Source organism: Humidisolicoccus flavus, from assembly GCF_045689595.1.
Lineage (GTDB): Bacteria > Actinomycetota > Actinomycetes > Actinomycetales > Microbacteriaceae > Humidisolicoccus > Humidisolicoccus flavus.
The window spans coordinates 1,252,239-1,269,725 of sequence record NZ_CP142724.1 but is presented as its reverse complement, the minus strand read 5'-3'; the positions used below and the strand labels follow the sequence as shown (position 1 = coordinate 1,269,725).

The following is a 17,487-nucleotide window of genomic DNA, read 5'->3' as shown; positions in this document are numbered from 1 at the left end:
AGGCCCGGTCTCGCGTTTGCGAGACCGGGCCTTGTTCGTTTGCCGAGCAGGCTGAGTGCCGTTTGCCGAGCAGGCTGAGTGCCGTTTGCCGAGCAGGCTGAGTGCCGTTTGCCGAACAGGCTGCTCTGGGTTGGAGCCGCCGTGAGGCCTTGTTTCAGATGATCACGCAGCTACGGGTTCGAGGAATTTGTCGCGTGCCCGAGCAATGTGCTCGTCTGTGAGTCCGTGCGCTCGAAGATACGCCGTGATCGATCCGTGCTGGCTCCGAATCCGTGCGAACAACGACTCCAGCAAAACCGGTGGAGACTCGAGCGCAGTGGTGCGCAGCGCGTCAGAACCGCCCAGCTGCTGCATCAATGCCTCGACGTCGCGACGGAAGCGTTCACTCAATCGCGATTCGGATTCCGCGTAGTTCGCAATGATCGCCTCGTCACCGACGCCGAGCAGCGCGAGGAGCAGCGCGACGACCACGCCCGTGCGATCCTTCCCCGCGGTGCAATGCACGAGCACAGCGTCGCGAGCGCCGATCACTTCCTGGAGGACGGCGACGAGCGCGTCTCCGCGATGCTCGATCATCCCCTCGTACACCGAAGCGAGATCCATCGCGCCGGACTCCACGTGAGCATTCAGATCCGAGAGCAGAGGAATATGAACGACACGCGTGGACTCGGAGAGCATGCTCGGGTGACCCGTACGTTCCGCATCGGTGCGAAGGTCGATGACGGTTGTCACGTTGAGCTGTTCGAGTTCATAATTCGACCGTGCATCGAGTCGGTGCAGGGCTCCGCTTCGGACGAACAAGCCAGGGCGGACGGCTCGACCGGTAACGGTTCGGAGCCCTTCGAGACCCCGAGCGTTCTCCACCGCTCCGAGCGAGACCGCCTTCGCCACATCGACCGGCTCAAGAAGCGGCTCGAGCACGTTCGACTCGATCACTCGCGCGAACCAAGCAAAGGATTGCTTCGGCGTGCGCACGAGGGTGACGGGGTCGACGTGGATCAATCCGAAACGATGGGTGAAGCCCGCGTTCCACTGCAGATTGTCGATGAACGACCAGGCGTAATAGCCACGGACGTCGATGCCCGCATCGATTGCCGACGCGATCTCTGACAGTGCGCGGGACATGTAATCAATGCGTTGTGTATCGGGGATCGTGCCATCGGGCTCAATCGGGTCGCGCAAGCCGATGCCGTTCTCGGTCACCACGATGGGCGGGAGCTCTGGGTATTCCGTGTGCACCCAGTCGAGCATTGCGCGCATCCCGCCGGGTGTGAGCTGGCGGTGCGCGTGCATCCAACCTGCGCCCGGAATCGGCACGATCGCGAAGCCGAGCGGCTCGGTCGATTCGGCGAGTTTCGCGAACATCGCCCACTGCCGCGGGGCATCTTCGAGCATCGGTGTCGCTCGCGAGGGCGCAGCGGCGCCGAACGTCGAGTACCAGTTCAGCCCGATCAGCTCAGCCGGAGTGCCAATGATTTCTTCGTCGCCCTCCAACAGCACACCCTGAGTGCTCAGGAGTTTCGCGACGGGCTCGATGTGGCCTCGGCCAAGGAGCGGATCGAGGAAGATCTTCTCCGCGAACAGGGCCGCGCGATCCGCCGCAGCCTGATCATCGGGGTGATCAGTTGCGGCCCGGACTCCGGAGAGGCTCAAGATGATGCCTCGATCACCCGTCACTCCTGCATCGCGAAGGGCTCGCATCGAGAGGCCGTGAGCGAGCAGCACATGGTGCATCGCGGCGAGTCCATCGAGGCCGAGTGCACGATGCGGGGGAGCGCTCCGGCCATGTAGCCGCCGAGCGAAGGGTTCAAGGGCTCGTTGATCGTCCACCATTGTGCGACGCGATCACCGAGCCGTGCAGCGACGATGTGGGAGAAATCGGCGAACCGGTAGGCGGTATCGCGGTTCATCCATCCGCCTTGGTCTTCAAGGCTCTGCGGGAGATCCCAGTGGAAGAGGTTGACGGCGGACTGAATGCCTCGCGCTGCCAAGCCGTCGACCATCCGCTCGTAGTAGTCGAGTCCAGCAGGGTTGACCGTGCCTTCGCCGGTCGGCAAGACGCGCGGCCAGGAGATCGAGAATCGGTGCATGGGCGCGCCGAGCGACCGGGCGAGATCGAGATCCTCGTCGAGCCGGTTGTACTGGTCGATCGCGACGTCACCACTGGTGCCGTCGGGCGTCGCCCAACGACCGGAATGCGTGGATGTGTCCCAGATCGAAGGCCCTTTGCCGTCCGCGTCCCAGGCTCCTTCGACTTGGTAGGCGGAGGCGCCTGATCCCCAAAGGAAGCCGGCTGGAAATTGCTGTGATGTCATGATGCTCCTGAAGTGAGCGCCGCGATTTGCGGTGCTGCTCGGATGAGTTGCTGGGTATACGGGTGTTGCGGGGTTCGGAGGATGTCCTCGGTGTCGCCGGATTCGACGATCTCTCCTGAGCGCATGACGTGGCAGTGATCAGCAATCATGCGGACCACTGCGAGGTCGTGCGAGATGAACAGGAGCGTGAGCCCTTCGTGCTCGCGAAGCTCGGCGAAGAGGTTGAGGACTGTGGCCTGCACGGAGACGTCGAGGGCAGATACTGGTTCATCGCACACCAGAATTCTCGGTTCGGCCGCGAGCGCTCGTGCGATCGCAACCCGCTGTGCCTGACCACCGGAGATCTGCCCCGCTCGCAGATCGCCGTATCGAGCAGGGTCAAGTCCGACCCGTTCGAGAAGTTCTGCGCCTCTCGCTCGCTGGGACGCTCGATCGCCGCGGCGGCGGAGGACGAGCGGCTCGGTCACGATGTCGAGGAGGCGACGCCGCGGGTTGAGGGAGGAAATGGGATCCTGGAAGATCATCTGGATTCCCGAATCGCGGCGGCTCCGCGCCGAACGACGCGTCCGAAGCGGCGAGCCCTCGATCGTGATCGTTCCGCTCGCGAGGCGTTGCAAGCCCATTACCGCGCGCGCGATCGTCGATTTCCCGGAACCGGATTCACCGACGATCGCAGCGCTCCCGCCCGCTGGGACGATGAGGCTCGCTGCATTGACGGCGGTGAACGCTCCGTATTGCACCGACACGTTGTGGAGTTCGAGTGCGTTCATGCGGCGGACTCCGCATCGGTCCGGACCGAGCAGGCGACACGATGCGTCGAGGAGCCCGAAAACTGGAGGTGCTGTGGTGTCGTCGAGCACGAATCCCGGGCAAACGAGCATCGTTCGGCGAAGGCGCAGCCGGTATCGTTCGGGCGATCAGGCCGCGCGGCCCCGCCTGGAATGCTCGGGAGTCGGAGCGGGCGTGGGCCGTCGAGCCGTGGCCCGCAGGCGAGGAGCGCTTTCGTGTAGGGGTGCCGGGGATCTCCCACGATCTGCGCGCTCGGGCCTTGCTCGACGATCCGCCCGCCGTACATCACTGCGATCTCGTCGCAGCGCTCCGCTGCAACGCCGAGATCGTGGGTGATGAGGACGAGCGCGGAATTCTGTTGGCGTCGAACATCTTCGAGCATGTCGAGCACCTGTTTTTGCACAGTGACGTCGAGCGCGGTGGTCGGTTCGTCACCGATCATGAGCGTTGGAGCGGTGATCGCGGCGGCTGCGATGCCGACCCGCTGACGTTGACCGCCCGAGAGTTCGTGCGGATACTTCCGGTACTGCTGCTCCGGCTCCCGCAGTCCAGTCGAACGCAGCAATTCGAGTACCCGTGATCTGAGCGTGCTGCGCGATTCGCGGTTGCTGTGATTGACGACCGCTTCAGCGACCTGTTCGCCGATCGTGACCACTGGATTCAGTGACATGAGCGGATCTTGGTGAATGAGCGAGACCTGCGCGCCGAGCAGTGCGCGCCGAGATTTGGCATCGAGGCCGATGGTTTCTCGGCCGTTGAGGCGCACGCTCCCGGTGACGGTGGGAGAGGAGCGAGCGGGATGCACTCCGAGAATCGATCGAACCAGGACTGACTTTCCGGATCCGCTCTCTCCGACGATCCCGAGTGATCCTCCTTCGCACACCGACAGGCTGACGCCTCGCACGGGGGTAACGACACCCGACTTCGTCGCGTAGCTCGTCGTGAGATCGGTGACATCGAGCACGGCGGATCGGAGTGAGGGAGCGTGCTGATTTCTTTCAAGCGTTGGGGGCATCATTGACGACCGCTTTCTTTTCGAAGGTGCTCACCGATGACGTTCACCGCGAGGATCGTGCCGCACAACACCGCTGCCGGCAGCATCGTGACCCAGGGCGCCGAAGCAAGCTGGGAACGTCCGTCTGCAATGAGCCCGCCCCAGGAGGGCGCCGGTGGTTGGAGGCCGAAACCGAGGAAGCTCATGGCTCCTTCAGCGATGATCGCGCTTGCGATTGCGGTGAGTGCGAACGGGGTGACGATGGGAACGACCGCAGGAAGCACTTCGCGGAGCATGATCCGCAAGGGTGAAGCGCCCAGGGTCCGTGCCGCAACCACGTAGGGCGAGCGGGTCACGCTGCGAGTCGCTGCGCGAGCGATTCGACTGAAGGCGGGGATCGCAAGGATCGCGAGGATCAGTCCGATGGTCAGCAAACTCGGTCCACGCAGGGTGACGACCGTGATGACGAGCAAGAGCGCTGGAAGCGCCATCAGCACGTCGGTTGCGAAGCCGATGATGGCATCGAACGGGCCGCGAAGATACCCGCCGATGACGCCCAGAAGGAGCCCGGCACCGCCACCGACGACAATGACGAGCGCGGCGATCATGATCGATGCCTGCGCACCGAACATCGTCCTGACGAACACATCGCGCCCGAGATTGTCGGTGCCGAAGAGGTGTCCGAGGCTCGGCGCGGCAACGAGATTGTTGTAGTCGGTCGCGCGCGGATCGATGCCGGGGATGAACGAAATACCGAAGGCAAGAGCAGTGAGCACGAGGAGCCACAGCGCAGCGAGTGTCACCAGGATGGGCGGACGGCTGCTCAGTCGGCGCCGAGGAACCGGGGACAGTGCTTGTGTCGTGACTCGTGCGAGCGGGTCAATGAGCATGGCGGCTCCTCGGATCGACGCGAGTGAGAATGAGGTCGATGACGATGCTCATGACGACCACCCCGATCGCGGCGAGGATTGCGATTCCTTGGATCAGAGGGATGTCGCGACTTTCGATCGCAGAGATCGCGAGTCGACCGATACCCGGAACCGCGAAGAGGGACTCGATGAGGAGTGTTCCGCCGAGGGCGACGCCGATGTTGAGCCCGACGATGGTGATGAGTGGAGGCAGCGAGGGGCGAAGGATTCGACGCCAAAGGAGGCGGGCGTTGCTGGCACCGCGAATGATTGCGGCGTCGGCGAAGGGCTCGTCCAGGCTCTCAATTGCTGCGCCGCGAAGGGTCCGCGTGTAGACAGCAGCCTCAGCGAGGGCGAGCGTGAGCACGGGCAAGACCATGTATCGAAGATTCTGCACCGGGTCATCCACGAATGCCGTGTAGCCGGATGCCGGAAGGAGTTTCGTCACCACGGCGAGCCCGTAGATCAGCACGATCCCGACGACGAATCCAGGGAGGGCGAGCAGGAGAAACGACGCTCCCGATGTGATCCTGTCGAAGGCCCCGCCCTGCTTCTTGGCACCGTACAGCGCGACCGGGACCGCGATGACGACCGCGAGCACCTGCGCGCTCAGGATGAGCTGCAGTGTTGCTGGAAGCCGGTTGAGGATTTCGCTCATGACCGGCCGACCGCTTTGAAACGAGGTGCCGAGGTCTCCAACGGCGAGCCCGGCCAAGATCGAGCCGAATCGTTCCCAATACCCGAGGTTGAGCCCGAGTGTTTCTCGAAGTTCCTCGCGCTGCGCTTCGGTCGATTCGTAGCCGAGGAGAGTGAGCACCGGGTCGCCGGGAAGGAGCAGAGTGATGCCTGCTGCGAGCGCAGTCACGGCGAGAATCACCGTGAGCGCCCGCAGCAAGCGGAGGAGCCAGAACAGCACGAGCGGTTACTCGCCGCCCAGACCGAGGAGTGCAGGGTTGATCGAGATCAGGGTGCGCTTCGAGAGGTCAGGGATCCCGGCGATGTCGGCGCCTGTGATGACACCAGCATTCGAGGCCGTCAGCCAGAGGGCCGGCAGATCGGCTGCGAGCGAGTCGGTCACGATCTGAAATTGCTCAGCGCGCTCGCTCGGGTCGGTCGACGCGTTCCCGGCGGAGATCGCAGCATCGACGGCGGGGTTCGCGTAGCCGGTGAAGTTGTACGGTCCGCCATCGACGAACAGGAGGCCCGCGCCTGCCGGGTCACTGAACACGCTGGTGGTGAAATCGGCGGCGTCGAAGTCGCCCGACATCAAGGTGGTGCCGAAGTTTGCGCTGTCAACGGGCACGATGTCGACCGTCACCCCTGCATCGGCGAACATCGACTGCAAGGCGGTTGCACGCTGCACGGTGTCCGTTCGGTTCTCGACGGTGAGCGAGAAGGAGACGTTCTTTCCTGCGAGAAGTTCTCGTGCTCGTTCAACGTCGTACTCGGGATAGTCGGCTTCGCCGGCGAGTTCACCGAGCAGGCTGAACGGGCTGTCAACTGGGACGCCCTCGCCAAGGTTCACCACCGCGTTAATCGCGTCTCGGTCGATCGCGTGCGCGAGCGCGAGGCGAATGTCCGGATCGTTGAACTGCTCGTTGGAGAAGTTCAGGAGGATCGAGCTCACCGCGGCCGGAGCGGCGTGGACGGCGAGGTTCGAATCGTTCCGGGCCTCCTGGAACTGGCTCGTGACTTCGGTCCACATGATGTCGACTTCGCCGCTCTTCAAACTCTGGAAACGCGAGTCTGCATCGGGCATCATCTGGTAGCTGATGCTCTCCAGCAGTGGAGCGTCGCCCCAGTAGTGTTTGCTCGGGGTGACGACGATCTCGTCTCCGGCCGAGAACTTGTCGACGACGAACGGCCCGGCACCGAGCGGGAAGCCGAACTCGTCGCTGGCCTGCGTGGAGGCGATCATGCCGAGCTGGCGAGCGAAGAGTGCGGAGAAGCCGGCGTTCGGCTGGACGAGTTCAAACACGACCGTGGTCGCGTCGGGCGCGGTCATGGCTGCGATCTGCGCGGCCTGGCCTGCGGTTGAGGAGCCCGAGTTCGGGTCGGCGAGTCGTTCGACGTGTGCGACGATTTCGGTCGCGGTCAGTGCTGAGCCGTCGGAGAACGTCAGATCGCTCGGAATCCGCAGGGTCCAGACCGAGCCGTCTTCGTTCGCCTCGAACGATTCGGCCATGTGCGGCTCGACATCACCGGCATCGACTGGCGCCATCAGCGCGGGGTAAATCCCATTGGTCAGGATCAGGATCGGCTGCTGGCCAAGGAGACCTTCGGTGGGGTCGATCTTCTGGATCTCGCGGTCGAGACCGATGGTGATGCTGCCGCCTGCGGCTGCGACCGGTGCGCTCTGGCTCGGATCGCTCTCAGCCTCGGCGGTCGTGGAGCAGCCAGAAAGGAAGAGCGAGGTTGCGGCGAGCGCCGCGGTGAAAGTGCTGATCTTCAGCAATTTCGATGTCGATTTCATGGGGTTCCTTGCAAGTGATCGGGTGCGGGGTGTTGCGCGCGGTGGTCACGGACAACATCGAAAACTGTAAGGACGAGATGTGAATCGTGGCACTAGTGCCACTTTCTAGCGTGTGAACAAGCCCCATCTGTTTGGTGAACGAGCCGCCCCTAGGATTAGCCGCACCATGGAATCAACTTCGAGCGAGGGCCGCCGTGCGGCGCATGTCCGCGAGACATCGAGGCGCGTGCGCGACGTTGCACTCGATCTCTTCGAGTCCCAAGGCTTCAGTGAAACCACGATCGACCAGATTTCCGACCGTGCGGCAATAGGTCGACGGACCTTCTTTCGATACTTCGCGTGCAAAGAGGCCGTGCTCTTCAGTACGGCGCAGTTCGATGCGCTCCTGTTCGAGTACACGCTCATGCTCGAATCGAACGACTCGATCCTCGACGCACTCCTCATCGCGACCAACCGGGCTGCGTACGACGACGATGCAGAAGCGGACGACGAGCTCGCGGCGCGCCGTCGCCGAGTCCGTCACAGCGTGCTCGATGTACCGAGCGTCGCGGAATACTACGAGCAATTTCTCGGTCGAACGGAGCGTGCGCTCGCGGAGGTGACGCGGGCGCATCTGCCAGCGGACGAGCGCTCCGGACCGATCCCATACCTCGTCGCGGGATACTGGCGAGCGATGTGCCTCCACCACCTCGGAAGTGGTCAAACGCACCGATTCAGGCCAGATCCTGAGCCGTGGTCGAGGTCAATGCGTTCGCTGCTCGATGCCTCGAACGGCACGCTCTGAGCGTGATCGTCGCTTAGGAGCGTGAGTGATCGTTCGAGTCGCGCTGGTCGCCGGGGTGCTCCGACGCTCGGTGCTGGAACGGCAGTTCCGTGTCGTTGAACTCCGGGTGATCCTCGGGGTGCAGTGAATCTTCACCGGAGGCCAGGCGGCGACGCACGAGCGCCGACTCTGCGATCAGGATCGCGCCGACGAAGGCGATGCCGACCACGAAGAACAAGATCGCGGGACCGATGTCGGTGCTCGGGGCGAGGAGGCCACGGCTTTCGTCCTGCCAGGGCCAGAGCGCTCGGAGCGATCCGGCCATGAGCCCCGTCATGATGGCGAGCGAGATCTTGCGGCGGTGCTTGAGGAGCCAGCGAAGTACCTGCACGAAGGAGCCGAGGCCGAGGATCGCACCGGCGGCGAAGACCGCGATGTAGGCGAAATTACGCTCGTTCACGGCGCGGAGCGTCGGTTCGTAGAGCCCGACAACGACGAGCACGAGAGAGCCGGACGTCCCTGGAATGACGAGTGCGCAGATCGCGACGGCCGCGACGATGAACACGAGCCAGAGTGAGGGGTCCGACTGTGAGGTCGAGGGGAGACCCGTGAGAACGAACCCGACGACGGCTGCCGGAATGACGAGCAGGATCTCGCGGATTCCCCAGCCTCCGACCATGCGCGCGGGGACGATGAGCGACACCAGGATGAGACCCGCGAACAGCGCACGCGACTGCACCGGGTAGTTCTCGACGAGCGGCGCGATGATTCGAATCGCAAGGAGCGCAGCCGCGACCATGCCGACGAGCAGCGGAATGATCACGTTCCATTCGACCTGCTGCAGATGGGCCTTGGCGCGAGACGTGCCGCGGCGGCGGAGCGGGTCGACAACCAGCAGAACGAGACCGCGAACGAGGTTGCCGGCGGAGTCGATGAGCGTTTCGTACACGCCGACGAGCATCGCGATGGTGCCGCTACTGACACCGGGGACGGCTTCGACGGCACCCATCATTGCGCCTCGAAGGACATCGATGAGTGTTCTGATTGCTCGCATGACGGCAAAAGCTCCTTGCAGTGGTTGCTGCGCGAAGGAGGCGCTACGGGGCAGCGTGATCGCGCAGTTAACCGTAACAACTCATGAATGAGTAGCGCGTCATCACTGAGGACCAAGTGCGATCAGGAGCGAGCGTCCGTGCTAGTGCTGGCGTTGACTTCCGTGCTCGTGCTGGTGCTCGTGCGCACGATGAGTTGCCCGCGAAGTGCGAGCTGGGTGTGCGCACGGTCGCGGTTCCGGATGTTCTCCTGAAGCAGTCGAACAGCCTCCGCCGCGATCTGTGTCAGCGGCTGACGCAGCGTCGTCAGCGCGGGGGTGTTGAGCGAGGCGTATTCGATGTCGTCGAAGCCGGTGACGAGGACGTCGTCTGGAACGCGAACGCCGAGTTGCGAGAGACGGCCGGAGAGGCCGAGTGCGATGAGGTCGTCAGAGCAGATGATCGCGTCGGGGAGCGGGTGGCCCGAGTCGAGCAGGCGCTCCGCTGCAGTGGCGCCCCAGTCGAGACTGAACTCGCCGTCGAAGATCAGGTCTTCGGGCAGTTCGATCCCGAGCGAAGCGCAGGATTCGACCGCACTCTGCAACCGGTCGATCGCGGATGACGAACCCATGGTGGAGGTGACGAAGGCAGCGCTGCGCACGCCCTGCTCAGCGAGGTGGCTTGCGATGATCCGGAGTGCGTGCGCATCGTCGAGTCCGACCCAGTCGCTTTCGACGCCGCTGACCCGGCGGTCGAGCTGCACGATCGGCACGATGCTGCTGGCCCGGGCGAGCGCGGGTTGCGAGAGTGATTCGTTCACGGGGCTCACGAGGATGCCGTCGACGGACCCCTGCGTGAGCGATTGCAGTCGGGTCGCCTCGGTCTCGACGTCGTTTCTCGAGTCGCAGAGGAAGAGATTGAGGCCGGCGCCCGCGAGGTGATGTTCGACTTGTTCGACGAGGGCGGTGAAGAAGGGGTTCGAGATGCTCGGCACGAGCATTCCGATGTTGCCGGTCGAATTTTGGCGGAGCGCTTTCGCAATCGAATTGCCGGTGTAGCGCAGTTTCTCGGCCGCCGCATGCACGCGTTTCGCTGTTTCGGCGTTCACTGCTTTTGAGCCGGTGAGCACTCGCGACACGGTCGCTGTGGAGACCCCGGCCTCCGCGGCGACGCTCGCCACCGTCGTTTTCTGCAATCGATTTCCCTCTGCTTACGCTCGTATTACGTTTCGGTTTCCCACGAAAAAAGTGCTTGACCCATGATGAAGTCAATCGTAGTTTGGGTCAACAAGGTAATCGATTACATTTCGATTCATCACAAAATGACTCGCTCCACCCGCAGTTCGCCGCGGCAAACCGATAAGAGGAAGCTCGTGAAAAAACGCACTCTCACCGCAGTAGGCATCGTCGCCGCTGCGGCGCTCGCCCTCGCCGGATGCTCGTCCACACCGGCACCGTCCACACCGCCCGGATCGAGCGCTGGCGGAGACGGCATCAAAGTCGCCTTCGTCTCGCAGATCGAAGGCATCCCGTACTTCAACGGATTCAAGACCGGCGCGGATCGCGCTGCGGAAGAGCTCGGTATCACCTACACCCAAGCTGGTCCGGCGAAGGTCGACGCGACCGAGCAGGTCCGGATCGTCGACAACCTCGTCTCGCAGGGCTACAACGCAATCGCGATCTCGCCGCTCGACCCCACCTCGATCAACAACTCCATCACCAAGGCGCAGGACGCAGGCGTGCAGATCGCGACCTCCGACGCCGATGCGCCGGACTCGAGCCGAACCGTCTTCGTCTCACAGGCGAGCGATGAATCGCTCGGCGCGACGGTCATGGACGAGATCGCGAAGGCCGCCGGCGAAAGCGGTGAGTACGGGATCATCTCCGGTGGCGCCGATGTCGCAACGTTCAACAACTGGATCGACGCAGCGCAGGCTCGCGCGGCAGACGCCTACCCTGACATGGAGCTCGTCGGCGGAATCCGCTACACGGCCGACACTGCCGAAGCCCTGCAAGAGGCGCAGAACCTCATGACCGCCTACCCGAACCTCAAGGGCATCATCGCGGTGCCATCGACAGCAGTCCCCGGCGTCGGCCAAGCAGTCAGCAACGCCGGAAAGATCGGCGAAGTTGCAGTGACCGGCTTCGGTTCACCACAGACGGCAGCACCCTTCCTCGAATCCGGCGCGATGACTTCCACCGTGCTCTGGGATGTTGAAGACCTCGGCTACCTGACGGTCTGGGCGCTCTATCAAATCGCTGAAGGCAACGAGTTCGAGGCAGAGAACGACGTGCCAGGGCTCGACGAGCCGGTGATGTACGACAGTGAAACGAAGACGCTCCTGCTCGGTGACCCCTCGGTGTTTACGCAGAGCAACTACGCCGACTTCGATTTCTAAGGCCGTCATGGAAGCCTCTCCACTCCTGACCGTGCACAGTCTTTCGAAGCGCTTCGGCGCGACGAAAGCGCTGACCGAGGTCGACTTCTCAATCGCCGCAGGTGAACGAGTCGCGATCATGGGCGAAAACGGTGCCGGGAAATCCACCCTCATGAAATTGATCGCAGGCGTGTACTCGCCCGACTCAGGTTCGATGACGCTCGGAGGGGAGCCGTATGCACCCGGCTCCCCGACGAGCGCAATCGACGCGGGCGTTGCGACCGTCTACCAAGAGCCCTCGGGTTTCCCGCACCTCACCGTGCTGGAGAACCTCACGATGGGTCGACAGCCGACGCGAGCGTTCGGCTGGATCGACCGAAAAGCGATCGCAGCGGAGGCGAGCGGCCTGCTCGCTCGTCTCCAGCTGCCCGCGAAACTCCTGAAGCGACGAATGGGCGACCTCTCGCTCGCCGATCAGCAGCAAGTGCTCATTGCGCGAGCCGTCGCGAACAAGGCTCGCGTCTTGATCCTCGACGAGCCGACCTCGATTCTGACGAATACGGAATCGGAACGCCTGTTCGACCTGGTCGATCAGCTCACGGCGGAAGGCACCGCGGTCTGTTACATCACCCACCGCTTCGATGAACTCGAACGGGTTGCCGACCGTTTCGTCGTCTTGCGCGACGGTCGAAATGCAGGGGAGACGAACGATCCGGATCGAGAGAACCTGTTGCGATTGATGGGCTCCGTCTCTGCGGTGCAGGTCGATGCCGACGGCGGACTCGTCGCCACCCAGGTCGACCCTGCAACGGCCGAGCACTTTGCAGATGTCGTTCCGAACGCCGGCATCGAAACCTCGGACGCGACTCTCACGGTCGAAAACCTGACGGCCAAGGGCGTGTTCGCTGATGTGAGCTTTGCGGTACGGCCAGGGCAGATCACGGGACTCTACGGACTCGTCGGTGCCGGGCGGACCGAGCTGGCACTCGCGATCTGTGGTGAGTTGCCGATCGATTCCGGTTCGTTGACGTTCCTCGGCACTCCGTATGTTCCGACATCGAGCCGAGTCGCGCTGGAACTCGGCATCGCATACCTTCCCGAAGACCGGAAGACGCAAGGAATCTTTCCGCACCTGAGTGTCGGCGACAATCTTGCGGCGGCAGCGTTGCCCTCGCTGAGTCGAGGAGGACTCCTCGGTGCCGGACTCGAACGAGACCTCATTTCCGTCTGGACCGAGCGACTTGCGATCAAAGCCGAATCCGCAAACGCACCGATCACTTCGCTCTCGGGTGGAAACCAGCAGAAGGTGCTGCTCGCGAGGCTCATGGCAACGGAGCCGCGACTGCTCATTCTTGACGAACCGACCCGAGGCATCGACGTCGGGACGAAGCGGGAGATTCATCGGCGGATCCGTGAGCTCTCGGCAAGCGGGATCGCAGTGTTGCTGATCTCCAGCGAGATGTCTGAGCTCTTGGAGCTCTCGGACACCGTGCACGTGCTGCATGAAGGTCGGCTTCGCTGGAGCGCCAAAGGCTCGCAACTTTCTGAAGCATCCATTCTTCGCGCAGCGGCGGGAGTCAACGAATGACCACTGCAATCACACCGCACCAGGACCGGGGCAATGAAACCAGAGTGCCCGCACAGCAGACGACGGCGCTCCGCGTTGTGCAGCGGGTGCAGACCTGGCTGCTCCCGGCACTGCTCGTGCTGGAGTTCATCGTCTTCTCGATGCTCTCGCCCTTCTTCCTGACCTCCGGCAATCTCGTCAACGTCGCCGTGAACGCGGCAGACCTCGCGTTGATCGCCGCCGGGCTCACGCTCGTGATCCTCATGGGCGGGATCGATGTCTCCACAGGGTTCGCCGTCGGCATGCTCTCGTGGTTGGTCGCGGCCGCGATGGGGGCCGGCCAGCCGCCGATCATCGTGCTCCTGATGGCGCTCGCAGGTGGTGCAGCGCTCGGATTCTTCAACGGAGTCCTCACCGCACGACTCGCGATTCCCTCGATCGTTGCCACGCTCGGCACGAGCGCGCTGTTCCAGACCGGGCTCTTCGCGCTATGGAACAGTCGCGACCTCTTCTCTCCGCCGGTGTTCCCGTTTCTCTCGGGAGCACAGCGGATCGGGGAGATCCCGGTCCTGATCCTGATCGTGCTCGCCATCTATCTCGTGCTCCACCTGATGCTGACTCGCACTCGCTTCGGCCGCTCGATCTACGCGATCGGATCGAACGTCGAGGCAGCGAAGCTTTCCGGCATCAACGTGCAGCGGGTACGCGTGGCCGGATCGGTGATCCTCGGCTTGCTGATCGGTATCGCCGCCTGCACGTACCTCGCCCGAGTCGGCGTCGTGCAGGCGTCATCCGGTGGCGAACTCACGATGCTCGCGATCGCCTCGGTCGTCGTCGGCGGCACCTCGATCCTCGGTGGTGAGGGCTCCGTGCTCCGCACGCTCGGTGGTGTCGCGTTCATCGTGGTGCTCGAGAACGGCATCGTGCTCGCGGGAGTGCCCTCCCTGTGGAACGGACTCATCATCGGCGTCGTCATTCTGATCGCAGTGTCGATCAACGGTCTCGCCGTCATCATCAACGCTCGAACGAAGAGGAATTTCTCATGACCTCGCTCACTTCGCTCGCGAAAGATCGACGCGTCGTACTCCTGCTGCTCATCGGTGTCGCCGTCGTCGCCATGAGCCTGCTGTCGCCGTACTTCTTGAACGCGGGCAACCTGCTGTCGCTCCTGCAGTACTCCGCGGTGATCGGGCTGCTCGCCCTCGGGCAGACGCTCGTGATTCTCGGTGGCGGTGGCGGGATCGATCTCTCCATCGGATCGACGCTCTCGCTCTGTTCGGTCACGTTCGGACTGCTCTCAGTCACCGTTGGCATGAGCCCGTGGGTCGCGGCGCTCCTCACGCTCGGAGTCGGAGCCATCCTCGGCCTCATCAACGGCGTGCTGATTACGGCCCTGCGCTTGCCGCCGCTCATCGTGACGCTCGGCACGCTCTATCTCTATGCCTCGGCCGCGATGGTGCTCTCCGGCGGCATCGACATCAACGGGTTCGACCGCGACAACTTCTCGATGATCGGGCAGACCTCCGTGCTCGGCGTGCCATTTCAGGTGCTGCTCGTGCTGATTCCGATCTTCCTGATCGGTGCCTTCGTCATGCACAAGACAGTGTTCGGACGTCAGGTGTACGCGACCGGATCGAATGCGCACGCGGCCTCGCTCGCTGGCGTCAACGTGCCCCGAATCCGCATCAGCCTGTACATGATCGCCTCGACCCTCGCCGCGGTCGGCGCAATCGTGACGGCCTCGTGGCTCTTGAACGCACGACCAGCGGCCGGACTCGGCTTCGAGCTTCAGGCGATCACGATCGCGGTGCTCGGCGGCACCGCCATTACGGGCGGCGTCGGGCGACTGCTCGGCACGTTCCTGGCGCTGATTCTCGTCGCAATCCTGAACTCGGGAATGCAGCTCGCGGGAATCGGGAACAGCTACCAGATCGGCCTGCTCGGGCTCGTGCTCATCATCTCCATGCTCGTGCGCGGTCGAAGCGCCACTCGCGAGAGCGCGTTATGAGCCCACTCGACACATCTTTCAATGCATCATCGACACCCCCAACGACCAACAGGAAGAGGACGACAATGTCAGAGCAGAACGAGCGAATTCTCGCCGCTGTCGAAGCTGAGACCGAGCAGACGATTGCACTGTTGCAAGAGCTGCTGCAGGCGCCGAGCGTGAACCCGTGGTTCGAAGACCCCGCGGAGATCTCCGGCGAACAGGCAGTACAGGACGTGTTCGAGCGCGTGCTCCGAGACCTCGGCGCCGACGAGATCGACGTGTGGGAGCCGAATGCGGACGACCTCGCGCACCGTGCCGACGGTCCGGGCTACTACCCGGGTCGTGACTTCACGGGCCGCCCGAACGTGGTCGCGCGATTCAAGGGCAAGAACCCGGATGCGCCAGCGCTCATGATTCAGGGCCACTGTGACGTGGTGAGCGTTGGAAGTCTCTGGACCGAGGACCCCTTCGGTGGCGTTCGCAAGGACGGCAAGATCTTCGGTCGCGGCGCGGTCGATATGAAGGGCGGCATGGCCGCCGCGATCGGTGCGATCGCAGCACTGCAGAAGGCGGGTATCGAGCTCGAGGGCGACCTCCTCGTCGCCTCTGTCGCCGACGAAGAGGCCGGTGGAATGGGAACGCTCGCGCTCGTCGACCGTGGCTACATCGCCAAGGCGGGCACGATTGTGCCCGAAGCGACGAACCTCAACATCGCACCGCTGTGTCGAGGAATTCTCTGGGGAGAAGTCACGCTGCACGGACGCGCTGGCCACATCGAACTCGAGCGACGCCCCTGGCAGGAGAACGGCGCGGTCGACGCGATCGAGTACGGGCAGCGACTGCTCAACGCGATCTCAGAGCGGAACGAACAGTGGGCGAAGGACCCGATCAAGAACCACAAGTTCATTCCGATCCCGTGCCAGATCAAGGTCGCGCAGCTTGACGCCGGAGAGTTCCCGACGACCTACGCTTCCTCGTGCAAAATCACATTCAACGCGCAGTACCTGCCGGTGCAGAAGGACGAACACGGCCTCGGCAGCATCGTGAAACAGGAACTCGAAGAGCTCTTCCGCAGCTTTGTCGTCGATGACGAGTGGTTCGAACAGCACCCGCCGACCGTGACCTGGCTTGTCGACGCCGACTGTGGTGAGACGGAAGAAACCGAGCCCGTGGTGACGCAGACACTGCAGGCAGCGAAGGCGGTCGGACTCGCGAGCGAACTGCAGGGGTGCATGTCGCACACCGACATGGGGCTCATGATCGACTCCGGGAGCCCGACCATCAACTTCGGCCCCGGGCACATGGGCATCGCGCACCAAGCCGACGAGCACCTTTACGAAAGCGACCTCGCGGCGGCGACAAAAGTCTTCGCGCTCACGATCGCTGACCTCTGTGGCAAGTAGCCGGTGCGGCACACAGCCCTTCGGCCCGAATCCCTTCGAACGCTCGCGCAGCGTCGACCGTTGACAGATTGAGAAACAAGAGGAATCCCATGACACGAGTATTGGTAGCCGGCGAATCGTGGTCGGTCACGTCGATCCACACGAAAGGTTTCGACTCGTTCACCACGGTGGACTATGCAGAAGGAGGAGCAGCCCTGCTGCAAGCCCTTGAGGATGGCGGCTTCGACGTGACGTACATGCCGTGCCACGTCGCGGCTAAAGATTTTCCGTGGACGCTCGAGGCGCTCTCCGAATATGACGTGGTGTTGCTCTCCGACATCGGAGCGAACACCTTCCTGCTGCCCGCGCAGACCTTCTTACGCGGACAACAGGCCGGAAACCGTTTGAAGGTGCTGCGCGATTGGGTGCACGCTGGCGGTGGCCTCGGCATGGTCGGTGGCTACATGTCGTTCCAGGGCATCGAGGCAAAGGCGAACTATCGCGGTTCGGCGCTCGCAGAAGTGCTGCCGGTCGATATGGAGGTCGGCGATGACCGCGAGGAAACCCCTGAGGGCGTGCACGCCTCGCTCGCGACTGCGCACGAGATCACTGAGGGAGTCGATGCGGAGTTCCCCGCACTGCTCGGCTACCAGCGGTTCGTTTCGAAAGCCTCGGCGTCAACGCTCGCCGCGTTCGACGACGGCGCACCCTTGCTCGTCGTCGACGAAGTCGGAGCAGGACGCTCGCTCGCATATGCGAGTGACATCGGGCCGCACTGGGCGCCAGAGGCTTTCACCAATTGGAATGGCTTCACCACCATTTGGCAGCAGGCCGTGACGTGGCTGGCCGGATCCTCGGCGAAGGTCTGATCTCCCTGAGGGCACACGAGCGGCACAGG

The 17,487-nt window shown here is 63.4% G+C and carries 16 protein-coding genes; 7 read left to right on the top strand and 9 right to left on the bottom strand.

Going from position 1 to position 17,487, the window contains the following annotated elements:
- Window positions 1–162: 162 nt before the first annotated feature.
- The 7 genes from U2H20_RS06020 to U2H20_RS05990 are packed head-to-tail and all read right to left on the bottom strand — an operon-like array spanning window position 163 to window position 7,479.
- The gene (locus U2H20_RS06020) at window positions 163–1,734 is read right to left on the bottom strand and encodes a family 1 glycosylhydrolase (protein ID WP_430591388.1); all 1,572 of its coding nucleotides are present in this window, start codon (window positions 1,732–1,734) and stop codon (window positions 163–165) included.
- On the bottom strand, window positions 1,674–2,315 hold the full coding sequence (locus tag U2H20_RS06015; protein WP_430591387.1) for a glycoside hydrolase family 1 protein: 642 nt from the start codon (window positions 2,313–2,315) through the stop codon (window positions 1,674–1,676). Before U2H20_RS06015 ends, U2H20_RS06020 begins: the two co-directional genes overlap by 61 nt.
- On the bottom strand, window positions 2,312–3,085 hold the full coding sequence (locus U2H20_RS06010) for an ABC transporter ATP-binding protein (protein WP_430591386.1): 774 nt from the start codon (window positions 3,083–3,085) through the stop codon (window positions 2,312–2,314). Before U2H20_RS06010 ends, U2H20_RS06015 begins: the two co-directional genes overlap by 4 nt.
- On the bottom strand, window positions 3,082–4,122 hold the full coding sequence (locus U2H20_RS06005) for an ABC transporter ATP-binding protein (RefSeq protein WP_430591385.1): 1,041 nt from the start codon (window positions 4,120–4,122) through the stop codon (window positions 3,082–3,084). Before U2H20_RS06005 ends, U2H20_RS06010 begins: the two co-directional genes overlap by 4 nt.
- On the bottom strand, window positions 4,119–4,988 hold the full coding sequence (locus tag U2H20_RS06000) for an ABC transporter permease (protein ID WP_430591384.1): 870 nt from the start codon (window positions 4,986–4,988) through the stop codon (window positions 4,119–4,121). The genes U2H20_RS06005 and U2H20_RS06000 overlap by 4 nt, the downstream gene beginning before the upstream one ends.
- Window positions 4,978–5,922: an ABC transporter permease gene (locus U2H20_RS05995; RefSeq protein ID WP_430591383.1), complete on the bottom strand. Its 945-nt coding sequence runs from the start codon at window positions 5,920–5,922 to the stop codon at window positions 4,978–4,980. Before U2H20_RS05995 ends, U2H20_RS06000 begins: the two co-directional genes overlap by 11 nt.
- 6 nt (window positions 5,923–5,928) lie before the next feature.
- Window positions 5,929–7,479 carry an ABC transporter substrate-binding protein gene (locus U2H20_RS05990; RefSeq protein ID WP_430591382.1) on the bottom strand — a complete coding sequence of 517 codons (1,551 nt, stop codon included), beginning with the start codon at window positions 7,477–7,479 and terminating at the stop codon, window positions 5,929–5,931.
- A 166-nt stretch (window positions 7,480–7,645) separates the two neighbouring features.
- Between U2H20_RS05990 and U2H20_RS05985 the strand changes: the two genes are divergently transcribed.
- A complete protein-coding gene (locus U2H20_RS05985; protein WP_430591381.1) occupies window positions 7,646–8,263 on the top strand; it encodes a TetR family transcriptional regulator in 618 nt (205 codons plus the stop codon).
- Window positions 8,264–8,276: 13 nt separating this feature from the next.
- Here U2H20_RS05985 and U2H20_RS05980 read toward each other — a convergent pair whose 3' ends face one another.
- Together U2H20_RS05980 and U2H20_RS05975 are read right to left on the bottom strand one after the other, a co-directional pair.
- The gene (locus U2H20_RS05980; protein ID WP_430591380.1) at window positions 8,277–9,296 is read right to left on the bottom strand and encodes a DUF368 domain-containing protein; all 1,020 of its coding nucleotides are present in this window, start codon (window positions 9,294–9,296) and stop codon (window positions 8,277–8,279) included.
- 122 nt (window positions 9,297–9,418) lie between these two features.
- Window positions 9,419–10,468, bottom strand: a complete 1,050-nt coding sequence (locus U2H20_RS05975) for a LacI family DNA-binding transcriptional regulator (protein ID WP_430591379.1) — start codon at window positions 10,466–10,468, stop codon at window positions 9,419–9,421.
- 177 nt (window positions 10,469–10,645) lie between these two features.
- On the opposite strand from U2H20_RS05975, the gene U2H20_RS05970 reads away from it, so the two are divergent.
- The 6 genes from U2H20_RS05970 to U2H20_RS05945 all read left to right on the top strand — a co-directional run bounded on the left by U2H20_RS05970 (window position 10,646) and on the right by U2H20_RS05945 (window position 17,458).
- Entirely contained in the window at window positions 10,646–11,671 is a 1,026-nt protein-coding gene (locus U2H20_RS05970; RefSeq protein ID WP_430591378.1) for an autoinducer 2 ABC transporter substrate-binding protein, read from the top strand.
- A 7-nt stretch (window positions 11,672–11,678) separates the two neighbouring features.
- Window positions 11,679–13,238 carry a sugar ABC transporter ATP-binding protein gene (locus U2H20_RS05965; protein WP_430591377.1) on the top strand — a complete coding sequence of 520 codons (1,560 nt, stop codon included), beginning with the start codon at window positions 11,679–11,681 and terminating at the stop codon, window positions 13,236–13,238.
- Window positions 13,235–14,263 (top strand): ABC transporter permease, encoded by a 1,029-nt coding sequence (locus U2H20_RS05960; RefSeq protein WP_430591376.1) that lies wholly within the window; start codon window positions 13,235–13,237, stop codon window positions 14,261–14,263. Before U2H20_RS05965 ends, U2H20_RS05960 begins: the two co-directional genes overlap by 4 nt.
- Window positions 14,260–15,225 carry an ABC transporter permease gene (locus U2H20_RS05955; RefSeq protein ID WP_430591375.1) on the top strand — a complete coding sequence of 322 codons (966 nt, stop codon included), beginning with the start codon at window positions 14,260–14,262 and terminating at the stop codon, window positions 15,223–15,225. Before U2H20_RS05960 ends, U2H20_RS05955 begins: the two co-directional genes overlap by 4 nt.
- A gap of 65 nt (window positions 15,226–15,290) precedes the next feature.
- Complete coding sequence (locus U2H20_RS05950) at window positions 15,291–16,610, top strand: ArgE/DapE family deacylase (RefSeq protein WP_430591374.1); 1,320 nt, start codon at window positions 15,291–15,293, stop codon at window positions 16,608–16,610.
- Between the two features lie 89 nt (window positions 16,611–16,699).
- Window positions 16,700–17,458: a glutamine amidotransferase gene (locus U2H20_RS05945; protein WP_430591373.1), complete on the top strand. Its 759-nt coding sequence runs from the start codon at window positions 16,700–16,702 to the stop codon at window positions 17,456–17,458.
- The last annotated feature ends 29 nt before the right edge of the window (window positions 17,459–17,487 follow it).

Excerpts from the sequence above, each read along its gene's own strand:
- U2H20_RS05955 (WP_430591375.1), top strand. The coding sequence starts at position 14,260 with ATGACCTCGCTCACTTCGCTCGCGAAAGATCGACGCGTCGTACTCCTG.
- U2H20_RS06000 (WP_430591384.1), bottom strand. The coding sequence starts at position 4,988 with ATGCTCATTGACCCGCTCGCACGAGTCACGACACAAGCACTGTCCCCG.
- U2H20_RS06010 (WP_430591386.1), bottom strand. The coding sequence starts at position 3,085 with ATGAACGCACTCGAACTCCACAACGTGTCGGTGCAATACGGAGCGTTC.
- U2H20_RS05985 (WP_430591381.1), top strand. The coding sequence starts at position 7,646 with ATGGAATCAACTTCGAGCGAGGGCCGCCGTGCGGCGCATGTCCGCGAG.
- U2H20_RS05960 (WP_430591376.1), top strand. The coding sequence starts at position 13,235 with ATGACCACTGCAATCACACCGCACCAGGACCGGGGCAATGAAACCAGA.
- U2H20_RS05945 (WP_430591373.1), top strand. The coding sequence starts at position 16,700 with ATGACACGAGTATTGGTAGCCGGCGAATCGTGGTCGGTCACGTCGATC.
- U2H20_RS05980 (WP_430591380.1), bottom strand. The coding sequence starts at position 9,296 with ATGCGAGCAATCAGAACACTCATCGATGTCCTTCGAGGCGCAATGATG.
- U2H20_RS05965 (WP_430591377.1), top strand. The coding sequence starts at position 11,679 with ATGGAAGCCTCTCCACTCCTGACCGTGCACAGTCTTTCGAAGCGCTTC.
- U2H20_RS06020 (WP_430591388.1), bottom strand. The coding sequence starts at position 1,734 with ATGCACCATGTGCTGCTCGCTCACGGCCTCTCGATGCGAGCCCTTCGC.
- U2H20_RS06005 (WP_430591385.1), bottom strand. The coding sequence starts at position 4,122 with ATGATGCCCCCAACGCTTGAAAGAAATCAGCACGCTCCCTCACTCCGA.
- U2H20_RS05950 (WP_430591374.1), top strand. The coding sequence starts at position 15,291 with ATGTCAGAGCAGAACGAGCGAATTCTCGCCGCTGTCGAAGCTGAGACC.
- U2H20_RS06015 (WP_430591387.1), bottom strand. The coding sequence starts at position 2,315 with ATGACATCACAGCAATTTCCAGCCGGCTTCCTTTGGGGATCAGGCGCC.
- U2H20_RS05990 (WP_430591382.1), bottom strand. The coding sequence starts at position 7,479 with ATGAAATCGACATCGAAATTGCTGAAGATCAGCACTTTCACCGCGGCG.